The following is a 15509-nucleotide window of genomic DNA, read 5'->3' on the forward strand; positions in this document are numbered from 1 at the left end:
GAGCGGGTGGAGGGGGAAGTGGAATTCAAGGGCCCCTCCGCCTGCCAGGGCTATTACCGCAATCCCGCCGCCACGGCCCGCCTGCGCCATGGGGAATGGCTGCGTTCCGGCGACCGGGCTTACCGGGCCGGGGGGGAGGTGGTCATCACCGGCCGGGTCAAAGATTTGATCATCCGCGGCGGTCACAATATCTACCCGCAGGAGCTGGAAGAGGCCGTCAGCACACTGCCGGAGGTGCGTGCCGGTGGTGTCGCCGCCTTCGGCAGCCGGGACCCGGCCCGCGGTACTGAACGGCTGGTGCTGGTGGTGGAAACGCGGCGGCGGGACCCGGCGCGGCGGGAGGTCCTGCGCCGCCAGGTGGCCGACGCCGTGGCCCGCCTGGCAGGCAGCCCGCCTGAGATCATCGTGCTGGCGCCGCCGGGGAGTGTGCTCAAGACCTCCAGCGGCAAGGTGCGGCGGGACGCCACCCGCCAGCGCTTTGAACAGGGCGGCCTCACCTCCCGTGTCCTGCCGCCGTGGCACCAGGCCCTGCGCTTGGCCGGTGCCGGCCTGGGGCCCTGGGTCCGGCGCTTGGGCGCCGCTGCGGGAGAGTGGGCCTACGGGACATATGCCTGGCTGGTGTTTCTGCCCCTGGCGCTGGTGGCATTCACGGCCGCCTGGAGCCTGCCGCGCCTGCATTGGCGGCAGAAGGTGGCGGCGCTTTGTGCCACGGTGTTGGCGCGCCTCATCGGCCTGCCCATTGCGGCTGAGGGGCGCGCGCGCCTGGACGGGCGCGGTCCCGCCATCGTGGTGGTCAACCATGCCAGCTACGTTGACGCCCTGGTGCTGCTTACGGTGCTGCCCGAGGGTATGCGTTACGTGGCCAAAACGGAGTTGCAGCAGGTGCCGCTGGTGGGAAGCGTGTTGCGCCGTCTGGGGTGTTTGTTCGTGGAGCGCTTCGATCCGGCCCGCAGCGTGACCGACGCGGAGCGCATGCAGCAGGCGGTGGCGGACGGTTTGTCGTTGGTGTTTTTTGCCGAGGGCACCTTCGGTCCGGCGCCGGGCCTCCGGCCCTTTCGCATGGGGGCGTTCCTGGCGGCGGTGCGCACCGGCGTGCCGGTGCTGCCGGTGGCCCTGTGCGGCACCCGTGCCGTGCTGCCCGCGGGGCGCTGGCTGCCGCGGCGGAGGGGTGTGCGCGTGCTTGTGGGCGAACTCCTGCCGCCCCGGGGGGCGGACTGGGCCGCGGCCGTGGCGCTGCGGGACTGCGCCCGGGACGTCATTCAGCGGGAATGCGGCGAGCCCCTGGTGGAGGTGGTCTGACCCCCGAGCAGCACCGTGTCGGCGTGATCGTAAGCGGGGGCGGAGCAACACAACACGCGCAAGTCCTCCGGCCCGGGGTTGTGGAGGGCGTGGGGCGTGCCCGGTGCAATGTGCACGGTATCGCCCGGGCCGATCTCGAACTGCGCATCGCCCAGGAGGGTCAGGCGGCCCCGCCCCGCGGTCACGTGATAGAGCTCTTCACTGCGCCGGTGATAGTGCAACACGGTATGAACGGGCCGGGCCTCCAGCATACCGAAGTGGCGCCCGCGCTTCAGCCGGGACGCAGCGGGTAAACCCCGCCCCGGCCGGGGCCGATGCACTGATTGACCCTTCATTAGGACACGGGCATGGAAACCGTTCACCTGGTTATTGTGGTAATGGGCTGGCTGGCGGGCATTGTCATGCTGGCCCTGATTGTCATGTTCGTGCAGGACATGACCCAGACTGAGCATGCCGTGCGGCGCAATTTTCCCGTCATCGGCCGGCTGCGCTATTTTCTGGAACGCCAGGGCGATTATTTCCGCCAATACTTTTTCGCCAACGACCGCGAGGAACAACCCTTTGACCGCGCCACCCGGGCCTGGGTGTACCGCACCGCCAAGAATCTGGGCGGGATGATCGGCTTCGGTTCCACCAATGATCTCAGCCAGCCCGGCACGCTGATTTTTGTCAATGCCCCCTACGCCACCCTGGAGGAGGACCGCCAGCCGGCGCCTCCCTTGGTGATCGGCCCGGTCTGCGACCGGCCCTTCGAGGCGTCTTCCATCGTCAATGTTTCGGGCATGAGTTTCGGTGCCCTGTCCGCCCCTGCGGTGCGGGCCCTGGCGCGGGGAGCGGCGGCGGCGGGCATTTGGATGAACACCGGTGAAGGGGGCTTGTCGCCCTATCATCTGGAGGGCGGCGGGGATCTCATTTTTCAAATTGGTACCGCCAAGTACGGCGCGCGCGACGAGCAGGGCCGGCTCTCGGACCGTCGTCTGCGGGAGCTGGCCCGGCAGGTGAGCGCCTTTGAAATCAAGCTGTCCCAGGGGGGCAAGCCCGGCCGGGGGGGAGTGCTGCCGGCGGCCAAGGTCTCGGAAGAAGTGGCCCGCATCCGTGGCATTCCCGCCCATCAGACCTCCTCCAGCCCCAACCGCCACCCCGAAATCAGGAACGACGAGGACCTGCTGGACATGATCGACCGGGTGCGCTGCGTCACCGGCCGGCCGGTGGGCATCAAATTGGTGATGGGAGACGACGCCGGCATGCGTCACCTGTGTGATGCCATCCTGCGCCGCGGCGCGGACAGCGCGCCCGATTTTATTACCTTGGATGGTGGTGACGGGGGTACCGGCGCCTCGCCCCAGATCCTCGCCGATCACGTGGGCCTGCCGCTGAGCGAATCCCTGCCCATGCTGGTCAACATCTTGTTGGAATCCGGCCTGAAAGCGCGCGTCCGGGTGGTGGCCTCGGGCAAGCTGGTGACCTCCAAGGATGTGGCCTGGGCCCTGTGTGTGGGCGCCGATTTCACCGTCACCGCCCGCGGTTTCATGTTTGCCCTGGGCTGCATCCAGTCTCTGCAGTGCCATTTGGACACCTGTCCCACTGGTATCACTACCCACAATCCCCGTTTGCAAAAGGGCCTGGATGTGGCGTCCAAGGCCCAGCGGGTAGCCCATTACGCCCGCTGGTTGAATGTGGAGGTGGACCGCCTGGCCCATGCCTGCGGGCTCACCAATGCGCGGGACTTCAACCGCCATCATGTACGGGTAGTGGTGCGCCCGGGAGAAAGCGTGTCCCTGCACAACCTCCATCCCTACCCTTAACAGCTTGTTGAGAAACGAAGTTTCTCAACAAGCTGCGTCCGGTGTATGGAGGCGCCGTCATGCTTCAGTGACGACAAATGATTGAACATGCAAGGCCGCCGCAAACCGTGTATGTGGCGGCCGGCCTTGAACAAGACCAGGAAGGTCTTTTTCAACACCCTTTAATGTCTTTGATAGGGGATCAGTAAATCCCGCGCCTTTAGGCGGCATGGTTGCTTTTACCCCCTCTCCCCTTGAGGGGAGAGGGACGGGGTGAGGGGTGAGCATGCTCCGAGGTTGAAATTTGAACCCTCACCCTCTCCCGGTCTTGGGAGAGGGGACAATCGGCCGTACGGCCGATCAATCCGGCGTATTGCCGTAACCCGAAGCCACCGGCTTTAGCCGGTGGGGTATTCACAGTTAGATTGCCCCGTTCAACATCAAAAACGTGCCTGCGCCGCCGAAACAGCTACTGACCGGGCTTTTCGCCCGGGTCCGATCTCTTGGCAAATGGAAACGGAGGCCCCGGCATGCGACAGACTCGACGGACGAAAACAACCCCTCTGCCCATGGCGTTTGCCCTGTTGTTGGCTGCCGTGGTTTTGTCCACCTCTTGGGCCCGCCAGGACGTGGCGCCGCCCCGTACCCCCCTGGCCTATGACGGCATCCACGACCCCGGCAACGCCGCCATCACCCGATTGCAGGATCCGGCCGAATCCATGGGGACGTTTCCCAAAGACCGGCGTGATGAAGTGGACTGGGTGCGTGCCCTGCGGGAGGGTGATATCGCACCGCGCGTGAGCATGGACGGCGACGAATGGGGTGGCGGGACCCTGATGCAGGTGATGGACCTGGACATCATCATGACCAACACCGCCCAGATGCCCTACGTGCGCTTTCCCCACAAAGCCCACACCGAGTGGCTGGCCTGCAGCAACTGCCACAACGAGATTTTCCTTCCCCGGGAAGGGGCCAACCCCATCAACATGGAAAAAATCCTCAAAGGCCAGTATTGCGGCCGCTGCCATGACAAAGTGTCCTTCAGCCTGTTCATCTGCGAGCGTTGCCACAGCATCCCCCACGCGGGCTCGGGACCGAAGTGGTGGTGACCGTTGCCTGGGAGCCTGCCAATGAGGTGGTCTCCTCATCGGCAGGCTCCCAGTTCCAATTTCCCGGGGCGGCGCTACACTGCTGCTTTTCGCTGAAAGTGTCGCATGTACCGCAAACGCGTCTTTGCCTGGGCCTTGTACGACTGGGCCAATTCCGCCTTCGCCACCACCGTGATGGCAGGCTTTTTTCCCGTGTTTTTCAAAAATTATTGGAGCGTGGGGGTGGCGGCCACGGAGAGCACTTTTCGCTTGGGTCTGGCCAACTCCATTGCCAGCCTGGTGATTGTTTTACTGGCGCCGCTGTTGGGTGCCATGGCGGACCGGGCCGGCGCGCGCAAACGTTTTTTGCTGGCCTTTGCATCCCTGGGTGTGGTGATGACGGGGGGATTGTCTTTTGTTGAACAGGGTGAGTGGTGGATCGCCGCCTCGTTGTATTTGTTCGCGGGCATCGGCTTTGCCGGGGGCAATATATTTTACGACGCCCTCATCGTCGGCGTGGCCGGACCCAAAGACTACGACCGCGTTTCTGCTTTCGGTTTCGCCCTGGGTTATCTGGGGGGCGGCGTACTGTTCGCCGTGAACGTGGCCATGAGTTTGTGGCCGGCGGCCTTCGGTCTGAGCAATGCGGCGGAGGCCGTGCGGGTGTCGTTTCTGATGGTGGCGCTGTGGTGGGTGGTGTTTTCGCTGCCTCTGTTTTTGTTCGTCCAAGAGCCTGCTGCCGGGGTCTCCGAAGGTGTGGCGGCGGCTGTCCGCGGCGGCTGGCGGCAACTGGTGGATACCTTCCGGCAAATCCGGGCGCTCAAGGTGGTGGCGCTGTTTTTGGCGGCCTACTGGTGTTATATCGATGCGGTGGACACCATCATCCGCATGGCGGTGGATTACGGCCTGTCTTTGGGGTTTGATTTTCAGCATCTCATTGTCGCCTTGCTGATCACCCAGTTTGTGGGTTTCCCCGCGGCGTTGGTCTTTGGCCGCATTGGCACGCGCTTTGGTCCCAAGAGGGCCGTGCTGGGCGCCATCGCCGTGTACATTGCGGTGACCTTGTGGGCCATGACCCTGGACACGGTCGCGGATTTTTACGGTCTGGCCGTGGCCATCGGCCTGGTGCAGGGCGGCGTGCAGGCCCTCAGCCGTTCCCTCTATGCCCGTATCATCCCGGCGGACAAATCGGCGGAGTTCTTCGGTTTTTACAACATGCTGGGCAAGTTTGCCGCGGTGCTGGGGCCGCTGCTGATGGGGGCGGTGGGGCTTATCTCGGGCAGTGCGCGGGTGGCCTTGCTGGCGGTGGTGGTTTTGTTCGCGGTGGGGGCGTTGCTGCTGTGCTTCGTGGATGTGGAACGGGGGCGGGAGATGGCGCGGACGCTGGAGCGGCGCTTACCCGCAGACTGACAACAAGCTGCTAAGCGTACTCGTCCAGCAGGCTGCCCAGCGTTTCGTCCACCGTCTTCATCATCGCCGCCGAGGCCTGGACCTGGGTCTGGGCCGATTGCATTTCCACCAAGGGGGCGGTGAGGCCGGAGAGATCCGTTCCTTTGGCATTTTTCACGCTGGCGATGTCGGCGGCATGGCTGCGCAGATCCGACATGCCGTTGTTGATGCCGTGGAGGGCGTTGCCAAGGGCGGAGTTGATTTGCATCGTGCGGGCCTGCGGGAGAATAGGGTGTATGAGTGGTATCGGCCTTTGTGCCGTTATTCTCAACCCGGCCGCTTTCAATGTTGTGCCGGGCACGGCCGATAAACCGGAAGGCACGGCGGGGGGCGTTCAGGCGGAATTGGCGCTCCCTAGGGGAATCGAACCCCTGTTACCGGCGTGAGAGGCCGGCGTCCTGACCGCTAGACGAAGGGAGCACGGTCGGCGGAAAAACGGTATTATACGCCGCCGGCTTGGTCGCACAAGCCGCGAGCTTCTCTCAGCCCACGGCGCGTTGGCTCCCGGGGCGTGCCGGTCCTCGAGGCGCTGTGCTGTCTGTTGAATCCAAGGGAGTGCGGGAATGCGCTGCGGGCAAGCCAGACCCTGGCAACACGCACTGGATTATTTCACAAGTGGTTGATCAGCTTTGGATGTCATTGAAGATAGCAAAAGTTCCACGCCGCGGGTGATCCCCCGCGCCGAGCACATCATCTCACGGGCGAATATCAGCGACTGTGCCTTGAAAGTGCTGTACCGCCTGAAAAACGCCGGGTTTGAAGCGTATCTGGTGGGCGGCGGTGTGCGTGACATGTTGCTGGGACGCGAGCCCAAGGATTTCGACGTGGCCACCGATGCCCGTCCGGAAGAGGTGAAAAAACTGTTTCGCAACTGCGTCCTGATCGGCCGGCGCTTCCGCCTGGCCCATGTGCGTTTCGGGCCGGAGACCATTGAGGTGGCCACCTTTCGCGCCCAGGCCGATGATGACGAGGGCAATGGCAGCGAAGACGCCCTGGTGACGGAAAGCGGTCGCATATTGCGCGACAATGTTTACGGTACGCTGGAAGCCGATGCCTGGCGGCGGGATTTCACCGTCAACGCCCTGTACTACAATATCCGCGATTTCTCGGTGGTGGATTACACCGGCGGCATGGAAGATTTGCGCAGCGGTGCCCTGCGTCTCATCGGCGACCCGGAGCGGCGTTACCGCGAAGATCCCGTGCGCATGCTGCGCGCCGTGCGTTTCGCTGCCAAGCTGGGGTTCCAGATCCAGGGAGAGAGCGAGACCGCGATCTTCAGGCTGGGGCACTTGCTGGCGGACATTCCCCCGGCGCGCCTGTTCGATGAAGTGCTGAAGCTGTTTTTGGGCGGCATGGCCCTGCAGACCTTCGAGCTGTTGCGCCACTATGGCTTGTTCCAGTATTTGTTTCCTGCCACCGAGGCTTGTCTGGAAGAAGAAGATGAAGGTTTCCCCCGCACCCTGGTGACCCGGGCCCTGGCCAACACCGATGAGCGCATCGCCCAGGGCAAGCCCGTCACACCGGCTTTTCTCTATGCCGCCCTGTTGTGGGAACCGCTCAGGCGTGCGATGGCAGGCTATATTGAGGAGGGGGCGAGTGAACTCCAGGCGGCGGAGATCGCGGCGCGGGACGTGCTGGACGAACAGCTTTCCCATACCGCCCTGCCGAAGCGCTTTTCCGTGCCCATGCGGGAAATCTGGGCGCTGCAGCTGCGCCTGATACGCAGCAAAGGCAGGCGCCGGGCCCTGACACTGCTGGAGCACCCCCGTTTCCGGGCCGCCTACGATTTTGTTCTGCTGCGCGCCGAGGCCGGGGAAGAGTTGGCGGAGACAGGCCGGTGGTGGACGGTGTTTCAGGCCGTGGAGGGTGAGGCCCGGCAGGCGATGCTGGACAAAAAAGGCGCCGGCGCCGGCAAGAGTCGCCGGCGCCGGCGCCGGCGCGCCAAGAGCGCGCAACAGCTCCCGGCGGCGCCACCGGACAATCCCTGATGGCGGATTCGAGGAGCGGGCTCATGCCGTCTCAGTCTCATCTGACCCGTGCTTACGTCGGGCTGGGCAGCAATCTCGACAATCCCCCCGCCCGGGTGCGCAGCGCCCTGGGTGCGCTGGACGCCATTCCCGGCACCTGCTGTGTGGCCCAGTCTTCGCTGTATCGCAGTACGCCTCTGGGGCCGCCCGGTCAGCCGGACTATGTCAACGCCGTGGCGGCCCTGGACACCCATTTGTCCGCGGCGACCCTGCTTGCCGAATTGCAAAAAATTGAAGCGCAGCAGGGGCGCGTGCGGGGCGGGTTGCGCTGGGGTCCGCGCACCCTGGATCTGGACTTGTTGCTGTTCGGCGAAGAGCGCCACGATGAGGCCTTTCTCACCGTACCTCATCCCGGTCTGCCACGGCGCAATTTTGTGCTCTACCCCTTGGCCGAAATCGTTCCCGAACTCGCCATTCCCGGCCTCGGCAGCCTGCGTGGCCTGATTGACGCCTGTCCCGGCCATGGCCTGTTCCGCCTGCCTGCTTCCCCGTGAACAATTCCGCGCCGGCGCACATTGTGGTTGAGGGTCCCATCGGGGTGGGCAAAACCAGCCTCGCCCGTCGGTTGGCGGACAGCCTGGGCGCGGAATTGATGCTGGAGCGGGCGGAAGAGAACCCCTTTTTGGAACGTTTCTACCGCGAGCCGGGCCATGCCGCCCTGCCCACCCAGCTCTATTTTCTGTTTCAGCGTTCCCGCCAGATGCGGGATCTCAAGCAGGGGGATTTGTTTCGTCCGGCCCTGGTCTGCGATTTCATGCTCGAAAAGGACCGTTTGTTCGCCCAGGTGACGCTGGACGCGGATGAACTGGACCTTTACGAGCAAGTGTACGAACGGGTCGCCATCGAAGCGCCCCTGCCTGACCTGGTGGTGTATTTGCAGGCGCCGGTGGAGGTGCTGCTGCGGCGCATCAAGAAACGTGGCGTGAGCTGCGAGCAGAAAATAGACGCGGCTTATTTGGAGCGGCTGGCGAGGGCTTACGCTGATTTCTTCCACCACTACCACAGTGCGCCCCTGCTCATCGTCAACGCGGCGCAGATCAATCCTGTGGCCAGTGAGCTGGATTATACTTCCCTGTTGCAGCGCATCCGCGAGATTCGCGGCGGCCGGCATTATTTTAATCCCGCACCGTTTGAGATCTAAGCTTATGACGAAGCAGAAACCGGTTACGGTGGCCACATTGCGCAGGCTCAAACAGCAGGGGGAGAAGTTTGCCTGCCTCACGGCCTATGATGCCAGCTTTGCCACGTTGGTGGACGAAGCCGGAGTGGACGTCATTTTGGTGGGGGATTCCCTGGGGATGGTGGTGCACGGCCGGGACGACACGGTGGCCGTGACGGTGGACGATATCGTCTACCACAGCCGCTGCGTGGCCCGGGGCCGGCAGCGGGCACTGCTGATGGCCGACATGCCATTTATGAGCTATGCCACGGCGGAGCAGGCGCTGGCCAATGCGGCCCGCCTGATGCAGGAAGGGGGCGCCCACGCCGTCAAGCTGGAGGGCGGCGCGGCGCAGGTGGATACGGTGCGGCTGCTCAGTGAACGGGGGATCCCCGTGTGCGCCCACCTGGGCCTGCAACCCCAGTTTGTCCACCGCCTGGGCGGTTACAAGGTGCAGGGTCGGGAGGTGGAGGCCGCCCAGCGCATGCGCCGGGATGCCCAGGCCCTGCAGGAGGCGGGGGCCGATCTGCTGCTGCTGGAGAGTGTTCCCCGGACGCTGGCCGCAGACATCACCCGGGAGGTGGCGCTGCCGGTGATCGGCATCGGCGCCGGGTCTTGTTGCGACGGTCAGATCCTGGTGTTGTACGACATGCTGGGGGTGACCCCCGGGCACCGGCCCCGTTTCACTCACGATTTTCTGGATGAAGAGGGCACAGTGCCTGCGGCCCTCCGGGCCTATGTGGCGGCGGTGAAGTCCGGTTGTTTCCCCGGTCCTGAGCACGGTTTCGACTGATGCAGACCGTTCACACCCTCGCCAGCCTGCGGGCCGCCGTGGACCACTGGCGCAGCGAGCGCCAGCGCGTCGCCTTTGTGCCCACCATGGGCAATCTCCACGACGGCCATTTGCAACTGGTTTCCCGCGCCGCCCGGGCTGGGGAACGGGTGGTGGTGAGCATCTTCGTCAACCCCACTCAGTTCGCGCCAGACGAAGATTTTGCGCACTATCCGCGCACCTTGAAGCAGGACAGCTTGAAACTGGCGGAGAACGGTGTTCATTTGCTGTTTGCGCCGGGGCTGGAGGAGATGTATCCCCACGGGCCGGAAAACACCGCCCGCGTAGAGGTTCCCGGCCTGTCGGAGCAATTGGAAGGGGCCGCCCGCCCGGGTTTTTTCACGGGCGTGGCCACGGTGGTGACCAAGCTGCTGTGCGCCGTGCGGCCCCACGTGGCGGTGTTCGGCGAGAAAGACTACCAGCAGTTGCTGCTGGTGCGGCGCCTGGTGGCGGAACTGTGCATGCCTGTTGAAATCATCGCCGCGCCCACCGTGCGCGAGCTGGACGGGTTGGCCATGAGTTCCCGCAACAGCTATCTGAGCATGGAGCAGCGCCGCCGCGCGCCGGTGCTCTACGCCAGCCTGTGCCGGGTGCGCGACCGTCTGCTTCAGGGCGAGCGCAACTACGCCGCTATGGAAAACGACGCCCGCCATCAATTGCTTGCGGCGGGTTTCCGGCCGGACTACGTGGCCTTGCGGCGGGCGGCCGATCTGGCCGCCCCGGCTGCGGCGGACGAACAGCTCGTCGTGCTGGCCGCGGCCCGCCTGGGGACGACCCGCCTGATCGATAACCTGCTGGTGACATTGAAGAACAAGTCCTGAAACCCCATAATAGCGCGCATTGGAATGGGCGGCGGGCGGAGAGCCCGGTTGCCTGTCAACGCTACGTAAGGTGGGTGGTGATGCAGCTGACCATGCTCAAAGCAAAATTGCACCATGCCCGGGTGACTCACGCCGAGCTGGAGTACGAAGGGTCCTGCGCCATTGACGGCGCCCTGCTCAAGCGCGCGGGCATCCGCGAGTATGAGCAGATTCAAATTTACAACGTGGCCAACGGCGAACGCTTTACCACGTACGCCATCCGTGCAGAAGACGGCTCTGGCATCATTTCCGTCAACGGCGCTGCCGCTCACAAGGCCAGCCCGGGTGACCGGGTGATCATCTGCACCTACGCCATACTGGGCCAGCACGAACTGGCCAATTTCCAACCCACGTTGGTTTACCTGGACGAGAAAAACCAAATCACCCGTCAGGGGCACGCTATTCCCGTGCAGGTCGCCTGAAACCCTGCCTTTGAACTTCTGCGTTCCTGTTTTCCTGGTTCGGCCGTGATATGACCATAACCCTCTGCGGATGTTGCAAAAGGCCGTATCTGGCCTTTTTCAACAAGCTGCCAAGGACAACAAGCTCGTGTTGCCGCCCACCGCGGCGGTGTTGACGGTCAACGTGCGTTCCACTGCAAAGCGCAGCAGGTAGTCCGGCCCGCCGGCCTTGGGGCCGGTGCCGGAGAGGTTTTCGCCGCCGAAGGGCTGTACGCCCACCACGGCGCCGATCATGTCGCGGTTGACATAGATGTTGCCGACCCGGGCCCGCGCCTGGATGTGGCGCACGGTGGTGTCGATGCGGCTGTGCACCCCCAGGGTGAGGCCGAAGCGGGTGGCGTTGATGGCGTCGATGACGGTGTCCAGTTTCGCGGCGGGATAGCGGATCACGTGCAGTACCGGTCCGAACACTTCGCGCTCCAACAAGGACAGGCGCTCGATCTCGAACACATGCGGGGCGACGAAACTGCCGCGGCGGTGGTCTTCGTTCAGCTCGCACGCGTACAACAACTGCCCCACGTGGCGCATGTGCCCGGTGTGCAGCTCCAGTTTGAGCCGGCTGGCCTCGTCGATCACCGGGCCGATGTCAGTTTCCAGCAGGGCCGGATCGCCAATGTTGAGCTCCTCCATGGCGCCCCCCAGCATGGTGAGCACGCGCTCGGCGATGTCCTCTTGCAGGAACAACACGCGCAAGGCCGAACAACGCTGGCCGGCGCTGTTGAAGGCCGAGCGGATGACATCTTTCACCACTTGTTCGGGCAGGGCGGAGCTGTCCACGATCATGGCGTTCAGCCCGCCCGTCTCCGCGATCAAAGGCACGATGGCGCCGGCCCGCGCCGCCAGGCGGCGGTTCAGCCATTGGGCGGTGTCGGTGGAGCCGGTGAAAGCGATGCCGCTGATGCGCTCATCGCCGGCGAGTACCGGGCCCAGTTCCCCCCCGGGGGCGGGCAGAAAATGCAGCACCTGCGGCGGCACCCCGGCTTCGTGCAGGAGTTGCACCACGCGGTGGGCCACCAGGGGCGTGGCGCCGGCCGGCTTGGCCAGCACGGCATTGCCCGCCGCCAGGGCGGCGCTCACCTGACCTGTGAAAATGGCCAGGGGGAAATTCCAGGGGCTGATGCAGGCGAACACGCCGCGGCCGTGGTGCCGGAGTTCATTGTATTCGCCGGTGGGGCCTTGCAGCACCTGGCCGTGGCTGAAATGCCGGCGTGCCTGGTGGGCGTAGTAGCGGCAAAAGTCCACCGCTTCGCGCACTTCCGCCACGGCGTCGGCCAGGGTCTTGCCGCCCTCCCGCACGCATAGGGCTATCAGCTCGCCGTGGTGGGTCTCCAGCAACTCCGCGGCCTGGTCCAGAATCCGGGCCCGGTCGGTGGCCGCCGTGGCATCCCAGGCCGGGGCGGCGCGGCTGGCGCTGGCCAGGGCCTGTTCGGCCGCGGCCGGTGCCGCCTGCATTACCGTGCCCACCTGGCGGCCATGGTCGGCGGGGTCCATGACGGCCGCCTCCGGGCCGTGCCAGTGGCGGCCGTCGACTATGGGGGCCGCCTGCCAGCGCTGCGCCCGGGCGTCTTGCAGCGCGCTTTCCAATGCCGCCACGGCCTCGCGGTCGGCCAGATTGATGCCCCTGGCGTTGCGCCGGTCGGGATACAAATCCAGTGGCAGGGGAATGCGGGGATGGGCTTGCAAATGGGTGCGGCGGGCCAGGGTCACGGGGTCGGCGATCACATCGTCGATGGCGGCTTTTTCGTCTTCCAGGCGGTTGACAAAGGAGGTGTTGGCACCGTTTTCCAGCAGCCGCCGCACCAAGTAGGGCAGCAGGTCTTCGTGGCTGCCCACCGGGGCGTAGATCCGCACCGGCACCTTCCCCTCTTCCCGCGCCAGGAGTTCGCTGTACAAGGCCTCGCCCATGCCGTGCAGGCGCTGGAATTCGAAGTCGCGCCGGGTGCCCGCCGCCTCCAGCACATAGGCCACGGTGTGGGCGTTGTGGGTGGCGAACTGCGGATAGAGCGCGTCGCGTACCGCGAGGAGGCGTTGCACGCAGGCCAGATAGGCCACGTCAGTGTGGCATTTGCGGGTGTAGACGGGATAACCCTCCAGGCCTGCCTGCTGGGCGCGTTTGATCTCGCTGTCCCAGTATGCCCCCTTCACCAGGCGCAGCGGAATGCGCTTGCCCACCTCACGGGCGAGATCCACCAGGTAATCGATCACGTAGGGCGCGCGCTTCTGGTACGCCTGCACCGCCAGCCCGAAGCCTTCCCACACCGCCAGTGCCGGGTCGCGGAACACCGCCTCGAACAAGTCCAAAGACAGCTCCAGCCGCTCGGCTTCCTCCGCGTCCAGGGTCAGTGCTACCTTGGCATCCTGCGCCTCAAGCACCAGCTCCCGCAGGCGGGGGGTGAGTTCCGCCCGCACCCGTCGGGTCTGGGCGCAATCATAGCGCGGATGCAGCGCGGACAGTTTCACCGACACACTGGGGGCGCTGAAGAGATTGCCGTTGCCGGTGTCAGCGGCCACGGCGCGGATGGCGCTCCGATAGGCCTGGAAATAGCGCCCGGCATCGTCGGCGGTGAGCGCCGCCTCCCCCAGCATATCGAAGGAAAAACGGCAGGGCCGGAACGCTTCTTCGGCGGTGCGCGCCAGCGCCTCCGTGATAGTGCGGCCCATGACGAACTGTTCGCCCATGATGCGCATGGCCTGCTTCAGGGCCAGGCGGATCACCGGCTCGCCCGATCTGGCCACCAGGCGGCGCAGGAAGCCGCCGGCGTCTTTCACCGTGTCCGGCTCCAGCGCCACCACCTGGCCGGTGAGCATCAAGCCCCAGGTGGAGGCGTTGACGAACAAAGAAGGGCTGCGCCCCAGATGCCGGACCCACTCGCCCTGGCCCAACTTGTCGCGAATCAGGCGGTCGGCGGTGTCGGCGTCGGGAATGCGCAGCAGGGCTTCCGCCAGGCACATGAGCACCACACCTTCTTCCGAGGACAGATCATATTCATGCACAAAGGCATCCAGGCCCCCCGTTTTGTTGCTGCGTTCGCGCAGGGCCTCTACCAGGCGCCGGGCCGTGTCCTGCACGCGGCGGTGTGCCTTGTGATCCAGCTCTGCCTCCTCCAGCAAGGGCAGTAGCGCGCTGCGTTCGTCCGCCAGATAGAAGCGCGCAAGGATGTCGCGCGGGGCAGGCGGCGGAGGGGGAGGGCGACGGATCATGGCGGCTCCGGTATCCATGGCTGCGAGGAAGAGCTTCTTATTATGCCGTGCCCTGCCGTGGGAGAGGCAAGAATTTCGTTTTGAAATCGGGTGCTTAACGGCCAGCCGTGCTGATGCCGGGGGGCTTCACAACAAAAATACGGAGCCCGGGGGCGTGTCCTGCCCCGAGTGGCGCCGGGAGATATTCGAGGAACTTCCTGTTGTTTTAAAGACTTGCAACTCAGACTTAGAAAATACTTGATTTAACCGTTCTAATCGCGTAGCCTGCCCCTCCAAGACAGGGCAGCCATAAAAACAGAGTCGTGGAAAACGGAAACAAGGACAGACGCGACCAAGCCGACGCAAGGGATTCCGGCGCGGAGACGCCAGCAGGCAGCGGACAGGGCAGGGCCGCCGCCGGGCCGGCTTCCGGGGAGCACAGGGAATCGCTGATCGTCCGCTCCATGGAAGCCGCGGGGATAAACGCCCCGGGGGGTTCCGGCACCGGGATGCCGGACGCCTCGCCCGAGCCTGTTATCTCAGATTCTTCTCTCCCTCCCGTATCTGATCACACGCCGCCGCATGATGAAATGCTGGTTGGGGCTGGTGACCGTCATGGCTCCGATCCCGCTGCGGATGCCGGTGGCGGTGATGATGGCGTGTCGCGCACCCCGGTTTATGTGTTCATCGGACTGCTGCTCCTGGCGGCAGGGGGGGTGGAGATTTATCGCCAGAGCCGGCTGGATACCGGCACCGTTCCGGTGGCCTCCGCCCCGGAATCCGAAGCGTCTCTCACAGCCGCGCCCCCTGCCGATGTGTTCCCCGCCGGCGTGTCCGGGGACGAAGCGCCCAGCATGGCGGCCCTGGAGGTGGAACCCCTGGGGCCGGTTTCGCAGCCGGCCGGACAAGGCGCTCAAAACGAACTGCCGGGCATGGCCACAGCCGCTGATACCGGCGAGGCGCAGGGCGGGGACGGCAATGGCGCGGATACCGCTGCGGAACAGGGCGGTCCCGCTGCCTCCCAGGCCGTGGAGTCCGCAGCAGACCAGGTCAGCAGGCCGCCGGCCGCGCCGGCGCCCGCGGTGGTCAAGGCCCCGGTGGTGGTGGCGCCGCGGCCGGAACCCATCGTTGTGCCGCGGCGGGTGATTCCGCCCGAGCTGCGCATCTCCCAGGCCGCGCGCCCGGCGGCGCCGGCCACCTCCGGCAGCAGTGACCGCAGTTCCGGCAGCGGCTTTGAGGCCAAAGAAGATTTCGCCGGCACCGGCGTGGCCGGGGTGCCTCCCGTCGCCACCATTCCCAGCCCCATTTCCTCTCTGAGTGGCGGCCGCATGCAATTTGGCGGGCCGGGTCCGGAGAAAAACGGCGGCATC

General features: G+C 65.2%; 14 protein-coding genes and 1 tRNA gene. 11 read left to right on the forward strand and 4 right to left on the reverse strand.

The features are described from left to right. The coding region (locus tag ENJ19_01590; protein HHM04421.1) for an acyl-phosphate glycerol 3-phosphate acyltransferase at positions 1-1299 on the forward strand (1299 nt) is incomplete at its 5' end. Here the strand turns inward: ENJ19_01590 and ENJ19_01595 are convergent. Beyond that, positions 1260-1634, reverse strand: coding sequence for a cupin domain-containing protein (locus ENJ19_01595; GenBank protein ID HHM04422.1), 375 nt, complete (start codon positions 1632-1634; stop codon positions 1260-1262). The two genes, ENJ19_01590 and ENJ19_01595, sit on opposite strands and share 40 nt — an antisense overlap. A gap of 12 nt (positions 1635-1646) precedes the next feature. On the opposite strand from ENJ19_01595, the gene ENJ19_01600 reads away from it, so the two are divergent. From ENJ19_01600 to ENJ19_01610, 3 genes are all read left to right on the forward strand, one after another. Next, positions 1647-3104, forward strand: a complete 1458-nt coding sequence (locus ENJ19_01600) for an FMN-binding glutamate synthase family protein (GenBank protein ID HHM04423.1) — start codon at positions 1647-1649, stop codon at positions 3102-3104. Between the two features lie 509 nt (positions 3105-3613). Further along, positions 3614-4192, forward strand: coding sequence for a hypothetical protein (locus ENJ19_01605; protein ID HHM04424.1), 579 nt, complete (start codon positions 3614-3616; stop codon positions 4190-4192). 105 nt (positions 4193-4297) lie between these two features. Next, complete coding sequence (locus ENJ19_01610; GenBank protein ID HHM04425.1) at positions 4298-5581, forward strand: MFS transporter; 1284 nt, start codon at positions 4298-4300, stop codon at positions 5579-5581. Between the two features lie 10 nt (positions 5582-5591). Here ENJ19_01610 and ENJ19_01615 read toward each other — a convergent pair whose 3' ends face one another. Together ENJ19_01615 and ENJ19_01620 are read right to left on the reverse strand one after the other, a co-directional pair. Then, positions 5592-5828, reverse strand: a complete 237-nt coding sequence (locus ENJ19_01615; protein HHM04426.1) for a hypothetical protein — start codon at positions 5826-5828, stop codon at positions 5592-5594. Positions 5829-5965: 137 nt separating this feature from the next. After that, positions 5966-6040: transfer RNA gene (locus tag ENJ19_01620), tRNA-Glu, on the reverse strand. 209 nt (positions 6041-6249) lie between these two features. Between ENJ19_01620 and pcnB the strand changes: the two genes are divergently transcribed. The 6 genes from pcnB (at position 6250) to ENJ19_01650 (ending at position 10920) form a co-directional block, all read left to right on the forward strand. Further along, positions 6250-7608 (forward strand): polynucleotide adenylyltransferase PcnB, encoded by a 1359-nt coding sequence (gene pcnB, locus ENJ19_01625; protein ID HHM04427.1) that lies wholly within the window; start codon positions 6250-6252, stop codon positions 7606-7608. 23 nt (positions 7609-7631) lie between these two features. Continuing rightward, the gene (gene folK / locus ENJ19_01630; GenBank protein ID HHM04428.1) at positions 7632-8141 is read left to right on the forward strand and encodes a 2-amino-4-hydroxy-6-hydroxymethyldihydropteridine diphosphokinase; all 510 of its coding nucleotides are present in this window, start codon (positions 7632-7634) and stop codon (positions 8139-8141) included. Continuing rightward, positions 8138-8788: a deoxynucleoside kinase gene (locus tag ENJ19_01635; protein HHM04429.1), complete on the forward strand. Its 651-nt coding sequence runs from the start codon at positions 8138-8140 to the stop codon at positions 8786-8788. The genes folK and ENJ19_01635 overlap by 4 nt, the downstream gene beginning before the upstream one ends. Positions 8789-8792: 4 nt before the next feature. Then, complete coding sequence (gene panB, locus ENJ19_01640) at positions 8793-9599, forward strand: 3-methyl-2-oxobutanoate hydroxymethyltransferase (protein ID HHM04430.1); 807 nt, start codon at positions 8793-8795, stop codon at positions 9597-9599. Continuing rightward, positions 9599-10459 carry a pantoate--beta-alanine ligase gene (locus ENJ19_01645; protein HHM04431.1) on the forward strand — a complete coding sequence of 287 codons (861 nt, stop codon included), beginning with the start codon at positions 9599-9601 and terminating at the stop codon, positions 10457-10459. The genes panB and ENJ19_01645 overlap by 1 nt, the downstream gene beginning before the upstream one ends. 80 nt (positions 10460-10539) lie before the next feature. Continuing rightward, entirely contained in the window at positions 10540-10920 is a 381-nt protein-coding gene (locus ENJ19_01650) for an aspartate 1-decarboxylase (GenBank protein HHM04432.1), read from the forward strand. A 99-nt stretch (positions 10921-11019) separates the two neighbouring features. Here the strand turns inward: ENJ19_01650 and putA are convergent, their stop codons facing one another. Beyond that, positions 11020-14160: a bifunctional proline dehydrogenase/L-glutamate gamma-semialdehyde dehydrogenase PutA gene (gene putA / locus ENJ19_01655; protein ID HHM04433.1), complete on the reverse strand. Its 3141-nt coding sequence runs from the start codon at positions 14158-14160 to the stop codon at positions 11020-11022. 569 nt (positions 14161-14729) lie between these two features. Here putA and ENJ19_01660 point away from each other — a divergent pair. Then, on the forward strand, positions 14730-15509 hold a 780-nt coding region (locus ENJ19_01660; protein HHM04434.1), incomplete at its 3' end, for a hypothetical protein.

The sequence above is a fragment of the Gammaproteobacteria bacterium genome, assembly GCA_011375345.1.
Classification (GTDB): Bacteria; Pseudomonadota; Gammaproteobacteria; order DRLM01; family DRLM01; genus DRLM01.

Excerpts from the sequence above, each read along its gene's own strand:
- ENJ19_01595 (HHM04422.1), bottom strand. The coding sequence starts at position 1,634 with ATGAAGGGTCAATCAGTGCATCGGCCCCGGCCGGGGCGGGGTTTACCC.
- ENJ19_01600 (HHM04423.1), top strand. The coding sequence starts at position 1,647 with ATGGAAACCGTTCACCTGGTTATTGTGGTAATGGGCTGGCTGGCGGGC.
- ENJ19_01605 (HHM04424.1), top strand. The coding sequence starts at position 3,614 with ATGCGACAGACTCGACGGACGAAAACAACCCCTCTGCCCATGGCGTTT.
- ENJ19_01610 (HHM04425.1), top strand. The coding sequence starts at position 4,298 with ATGTACCGCAAACGCGTCTTTGCCTGGGCCTTGTACGACTGGGCCAAT.
- ENJ19_01615 (HHM04426.1), bottom strand. The coding sequence starts at position 5,828 with ATGCAAATCAACTCCGCCCTTGGCAACGCCCTCCACGGCATCAACAAC.
- folK (HHM04428.1), top strand. The coding sequence starts at position 7,632 with ATGCCGTCTCAGTCTCATCTGACCCGTGCTTACGTCGGGCTGGGCAGC.
- panB (HHM04430.1), top strand. The coding sequence starts at position 8,793 with ATGACGAAGCAGAAACCGGTTACGGTGGCCACATTGCGCAGGCTCAAA.
- ENJ19_01645 (HHM04431.1), top strand. The coding sequence starts at position 9,599 with ATGCAGACCGTTCACACCCTCGCCAGCCTGCGGGCCGCCGTGGACCAC.
- ENJ19_01650 (HHM04432.1), top strand. The coding sequence starts at position 10,540 with ATGCAGCTGACCATGCTCAAAGCAAAATTGCACCATGCCCGGGTGACT.
- putA (HHM04433.1), bottom strand. The coding sequence starts at position 14,160 with ATGATCCGTCGCCCTCCCCCTCCGCCGCCTGCCCCGCGCGACATCCTT.